Raw genomic sequence first — 5,125 nt, forward strand, 5'->3', positions numbered from 1 at the left:
CCCGCGCGTGCGCGCCCTGACGCGCGACGCCCCGCCGGGAGACCCGGGCGCCCCGCACGGCGCGGGGGAGAGCTCAGGACTTCTCGAAGTACGGGCGGTCGCGCTGCCCGTCCTTGTCATACGCGTTGTAGAGGTGCCGCGGCAGTGGCTTGTCCTCACGCAACGCCTTGAACAGAGCGCGCGCCTCGTCCTCGACCGGCTCGTAACGGCCGACGTAGTCCGGGTGTTCGGTGGCGGGCAGCGTCACCGTCCTGATCGCGTGCGGGGGCAGGCTTCGGGCGCCGCTCAGGAGCGAGTACAGCTCGGCGGGCGAGTCCATTCCGTCGTCCGCGGTCAAGGACGAGGTGACGGCGTCGAGCACGGGATAGAGCCTGGTCGGCGAGGTGAGTGTGCCGGCGTCGATCACCTTGCGGCTCAGGTCCCGCATGAACTGCTTCTGCCGCTCGATGCGCTGCAGATCGCTTCCGTCGCTCACCCCCAGACGCGTCCGTACGAAGACGAGCGCCTCCCTGCCGCTCAGGAGCTGCCGTCCCGGCCGCAGGGTGACGCCGTAGTCCGGGTCGTCCACCGACTCGTGCACGGTGGCGGGCACATCGACCTCGACTCCGCCGACGGCGTCGGTGACCTTCATGAACCCGGAGAAGTCCACCACCAGGTGATGGTCGACGCGGATGCCGCTCAGCTTCTCGAAGGTCCGGATGGTGCAGGAGGCACCCGCCCGCTCGTACGCCCAGTTGAACTGGGCGTACTCGGCCGACGTGCGGTTGCCTTCGGCCGTCAGACAGGCGGGGATGTCGACCATCAGATCGCGCGGGATGCTCGTCATCGACGCGGAGCGCCGGTCCGCGGACAGATGCAGCAGCATCGTGGTGTCCGCCCGGGTCGAGCCCCAGCCGGCCTGGCTGTCGGTGCCCAGGAGCAGGATGTTCTGCGCCTTGCCCGCCTTCGCGGGGCGTGAGCCGTGGTCCGCGCGCAGGGCGCGGGCCGTGGCCTCGTCGGTGCGGATGTTGCTGTCGAGGCGCGCGTAGAGCAGTCCGCCGGCGAGGACGGCGAGGACGAGCAGGCCCCCGCATACGTAGCCGGTACGGCGCAGCAGCCGGGAGCGGCGCGAGGATGCGGGCATCACTCAACCACCGTGGGTGAAGAGGAAGTTGGCGTAGAACGCCGGCGGGACGAAACCCTCGCCCGCCGGCACGGCTCCGCCCCGGCCCAGATGACGCACCGTCCGGTAGCCGAACTCCGCGGCGGTGGCGCGCAGCCGCTCGAGGGCGGGGGCGTCCAGGCACTCGGCGATGATCGCGGGACGGCGGGTGGTGAGCAGCCCCGCCATGCCGCGCAGGATCTGCGGCTCGAACCCCTCCACGTCGATCTTCACCAGGTCGACGGGGAGGTCGCCGGCGATCGCGTCCGCCGTGCTCACCTCGACCTCGACACTGTCCACGGCGGCGGGCTCCACGTTCAGGGACGCCGCCGTGGTGTCGTAGGGGATGGTCAGGCGCGCGCGGCCGGGTGCGTCGGAGAGCGCCTTCTCGACGACCGTCACACGGTCGCCGAGACCGTTGAGTTCCAGATTGCGGCGCAGCATCGGCAGCGTCGCCGGGTTGGGCTCGAAGGCGAGGGCGCGCAGCCGGGGGTTCGCCTGGCAGGCGAGCAGCGTGTAGATGCCCGAGAACGCGCCGATGTCGAGGAAGCAGCGCGCCGAGCGGGCCAGGTCGAAGAGCACCGGCTGGGTGCTCTCCTCCCAGTCCCGCAGATCGGTCCACACCACCCAGCGGGCCATGATGTCCCGCTCGGCCGCTTCGTACTGGAACTCGCTGCCGTCCGGGGCGTGTACGGTCCAGCGGCCGGTGGGCTGCAGTCTGCGCCAGACGGGCCGGGGGACCATTCCACGCAGCGCCGCCGCCCGGGCCGCGCGCTGCAGTCCGGGAGCGAGGCGTACGGTGCCACGGCTGGTGCGTACGGCTTCGAGCAGACTCATGATCGGCTCCTCCTTGCGGGTCGGACCGGTTCGGGGCTGTGGGGCGCGAGGGCGCTGGTGGAAGAGCGGCCGCCGGTACGGGACTTGGGTTCAGCGAGGGCGAGCAACCCCTCCGCGCCTCCGGCGAACCGCACGGCCATCTCCTCGACGGTGTAGCGCGTGGCGTCGCAGCGGCACGCACGGCGCAGCCGCGCCAGCTCCCGCGGGCGGCAGAGCAGTTCGGCCACTACGCGCGCATACGAGTCGTCCTGGGCCACGACGGCGTTCCGCCCGTGCTCCAAGTAGCCGAACTCCGGTCCGTGGAAGGCCCAGGGCGTCGTGACGAGCGGGGTGCGCAGGGCGAAGGAGTCCACGGCGCACAGACCGACCGCACCCGGCACGAGCATCACGTCCGCGACGGCACCCAGCCGCGCCTTGCGGACAGGGTCGACCGGCCCCACGTACACCGCGGCGGGGCTCGACTCGACGAGGGCGCGCTGTCGGCCGTCGCCCGCGACCAGGAGCCGGAAGCCGGGCAGCCGTTCGGCGATCCGGTCGGCCGCGGCGAGCAGGAACGGGATGCGCTTCAGCTCGTCGACGGCCCCGATGTACAGACCGGTGCGCCCGGGCAGCAGGCCGTACCGCTGCCGCAGGGCGTCCGCCTCGCCCTCGGTGACCTGGTCGCGGGCGGTGGCCAGGGCCGTGGTGTCCAGGGAGTTCTGCACCACGGTGATCCGCTGCCGCGGCAGGCCCGCCCGCTCGGCGTACGCGCCGCCGGCCTCGGTGTAGGCGAAGAACCAGTCGGCCCGGCGGGTCAGTGCGGACTTCGCACCGCGCTCGAGCCGGCCGTGCGCGGTGACGTGGTTGTGGCCGTGTCCCCACAGGCCGATCGGCACACGCCGGCGGGCCAGCAGCGGATAGGTGCGCAGGTTGTGGAGGGTCTGCGGCAGGACGAGCGCGTCGTTGGCGCGGGCCAGAGCGCCCAGACCGCGGTGCCAGACCAGTTCGCGCCCGGCGATGGGGAGCACGCGCTGGCGCAGCGGTGTGGCGCCGGGCATCAGAAGTTCGTCGCCGCGCGCGATCGAGATCCCGGTCGGCCGGCCGTGCGCCACGGTCAACTCGATGTCCCTGCCGCGCAGTTCCCGGTGCAGGTGCTCCAGGAACGGAACGCGGTACGCCGTCAGATACGGCAGTACGAACGCGATCCGCCGGGTCACTCCCCGGGCTCCCTTGCGTCGGGGTCCTTGAAGAGCACCAGATCGCACTGCAGCATCTGCCCGCTCGCCGGATCGGTGAAGCCCGGGACGACCGACATCAGGGTCATGCCGAACTTCTTCTGTGCGTGCGCGAGCGCGTCGTTGAAGAGCAGGCCGCCCTCGTACAGCGGGACGAGGGAGGTTTCCAGCTGGAGGCCGGCGATCTCGTCGGCGATATCGCCGAGTCCGCGCAGGACATGGGCCTCGAAGCCCTGGACATCCAGCTTGAGGAAGATCCGCTCACCGGGGGCCGTGACCTGTTCCCACAGGCCGTCCAGGCGCCGGACCTCGGCGTTCTGGCGGCCGGTGTAGGCGGCGTGCGGGGCGGCGTCGCGGTGGCGCGGGAGCATCGGCAGGACGGAGCTCGATGCGCCGGAGTTGCCCGCGACGTTCATGACGGTGGTGCCGTCGGTGTCCCCCAGCGCGTACGGCAGGACCGTCCAGCGGTCGTCCTCCTGCGAGGCGGCGAGGAGATCTGTGCGCGGTCCGGTGAGCGGTTCGAAGGACACGATGCGGCCGTCGAAGCCGGCGGCGCGCAGCATGGAGCCGTAGCCGCCCGCGTGGGCGCCGACGTCGAGCACGGTGTCGATCTCGAAGCGGCGCAGGAGCTGGACGAGTTGAGGTCCCGACCAGCTGCCGGGGTAGCGGCAGATGTCGATGCCGAAGCGCTGGACGGCGCGGCGGGTGCGGTGCAGAAGCGTGGTCATGGCCGGTGGCCCTTCCTCGGGGTACGGAATGTCGCCAGCAGGAACCGCGGATGCCCCCACAGCACCCGCCGCCACAGCCGCCGCGGCTCGCTGCACAGCCGGAACAGCCATTCCAGGCCGGTGCGTTGCATCCACCCGGGCGCCTGCGGCTTGTTCCCGGAGACGAAGTCGAAGGCGGCGCCGACCGCGACGTAGACGGCCGGGTGCAGGGCGGCGAGGCGGGCGGCCTCGTGGTCCTGCTTGGGGGTGCCGAGGCCGAGCCAGACGATCTGGGCGCCGGACGCTGCGATACGGGCGCTCTGCGCGGCGCGTTCTTCGCCGGTGAGGTCGCGGTAGGGCGGGGCCTCGGTGCCGACGATCCGTGCGCGCGGACAGCGCGCCTTCAGCTCTGCGGTGAGGGCGTCGAGGACCTCGCGGGTCGAGCCGAGGAGGTAGTGGCGCAGGCCCACCGCCTGGCCCGTGGCGAAGACGTCGAGGAAGAGGTCGGGTCCGTAGACCCGCGCGCGGGGCAGTGTGCGGTCGCGGTGCAGGAGACGGTTGGCCCACACCACGCCTTGTCCGTCGGGCAGGTTGAGGGTGGCCGCGCGAAGGAGCCGGTGCAGGTCCGGGTCGGTGTCGGCGAGGGCGAGCGTGTACGCGTTGCACAGGTGCACATCGGCGGCCGCGCCCTGCGCCGCGAGCCGGACGACCGCGGCCGCGCCCTCGGCCGGCGTGATCGCCGCGATGGGGACGCCCGCGCAGGGCACGGTGGCGGCGGCCACCGCCGGGGGCAGCGCCGGCGGAGGGCCGGTGTGGAGAGCGGTCATGGACGGGGGCCCCTCTGGCCTCGGTGGTGGCGTCGGTGTGCCGACATGTCAGCCCTCCGGCCTCGGTGATGACGTCCGTGAGCCGACATGTCAGCCCTCCGGCCTCGGTGATGACGTCCGTGAGCCGGCATCTCAGCCCCTCGCCAGGTCCGCCGTGGTGTGCCGTGCGCCCGGCTGGGCGCGGCGCGCGGCGAGCACGGTGCGGGTCAGGGCGGCGAGCCCGCGGCGCGTACGGCCCGTCGGCGGGGCGGATTTGGGAGCGTGCCGGGGCGCAACCGGACGCCCTGCGGCGGGAGTTGAGGGCGTGCGGCCGGCCCCTGCGGGCAGGGGCGGGCGGGTGCCGCCCGCCGGCGCGGGCGAGCGGCTGGGGGCGGGGACGGAACGGGCCGGCGCGGGGGG

At 73.0% G+C, this 5,125-nt stretch carries 5 protein-coding genes and 1 pseudogene; all 6 read right to left on the minus strand.

Going from position 1 to position 5,125, the window contains the following annotated elements; translation table 11 throughout:
* Positions 1-73 precede the first annotated feature (73 nt).
* Complete coding sequence (locus JAO81_RS33460; protein ID WP_199551731.1) at positions 74-1,123, minus strand: LCP family protein; 1,050 nt, start codon at positions 1,121-1,123, stop codon at positions 74-76.
* Between the two features lie 3 nt (positions 1,124-1,126).
* Positions 1,127-1,978 carry an FkbM family methyltransferase gene (locus JAO81_RS33465; protein ID WP_199551732.1) on the minus strand — a complete coding sequence of 284 codons (852 nt, stop codon included), beginning with the start codon at positions 1,976-1,978 and terminating at the stop codon, positions 1,127-1,129.
* A complete protein-coding gene (locus tag JAO81_RS33470; RefSeq protein ID WP_199551733.1) occupies positions 1,975-3,174 on the minus strand; it encodes a glycosyltransferase family 4 protein in 1,200 nt (399 codons plus the stop codon). Before JAO81_RS33470 ends, JAO81_RS33465 begins: the two co-directional genes overlap by 4 nt.
* Entirely contained in the window at positions 3,171-3,920 is a 750-nt protein-coding gene (locus JAO81_RS33475) for an FkbM family methyltransferase (protein ID WP_199551734.1), read from the minus strand. Before JAO81_RS33475 ends, JAO81_RS33470 begins: the two co-directional genes overlap by 4 nt.
* Positions 3,917-4,726, minus strand: a complete 810-nt coding sequence (locus tag JAO81_RS33480) for a WecB/TagA/CpsF family glycosyltransferase (RefSeq protein WP_199551735.1) — start codon at positions 4,724-4,726, stop codon at positions 3,917-3,919. Before JAO81_RS33480 ends, JAO81_RS33475 begins: the two co-directional genes overlap by 4 nt.
* 132 nt (positions 4,727-4,858) lie before the next feature.
* Positions 4,859-5,125 (minus strand): annotated as a pseudogene (locus JAO81_RS43010) (hypothetical protein); the annotation flags it as partial.

Origin of the sequence: Streptomyces sp. N35, from assembly GCF_016464295.1 — a bacterium.
Classification (GTDB): domain Bacteria; phylum Actinomycetota; class Actinomycetes; order Streptomycetales; family Streptomycetaceae; genus Streptomyces.

Bases quoted from the DNA above. Each gene is read 5' to 3' on its own strand.
- JAO81_RS33460 (WP_199551731.1), bottom strand. From the start codon at position 1,123: ATGCCCGCATCCTCGCGCCGCTCCCGGCTGCTGCGCCGTACCGGCTAC.
- JAO81_RS33465 (WP_199551732.1), bottom strand. From the start codon at position 1,978: ATGAGTCTGCTCGAAGCCGTACGCACCAGCCGTGGCACCGTACGCCTC.
- JAO81_RS33475 (WP_199551734.1), bottom strand. From the start codon at position 3,920: ATGACCACGCTTCTGCACCGCACCCGCCGCGCCGTCCAGCGCTTCGGC.
- JAO81_RS33480 (WP_199551735.1), bottom strand. From the start codon at position 4,726: ATGACCGCTCTCCACACCGGCCCTCCGCCGGCGCTGCCCCCGGCGGTG.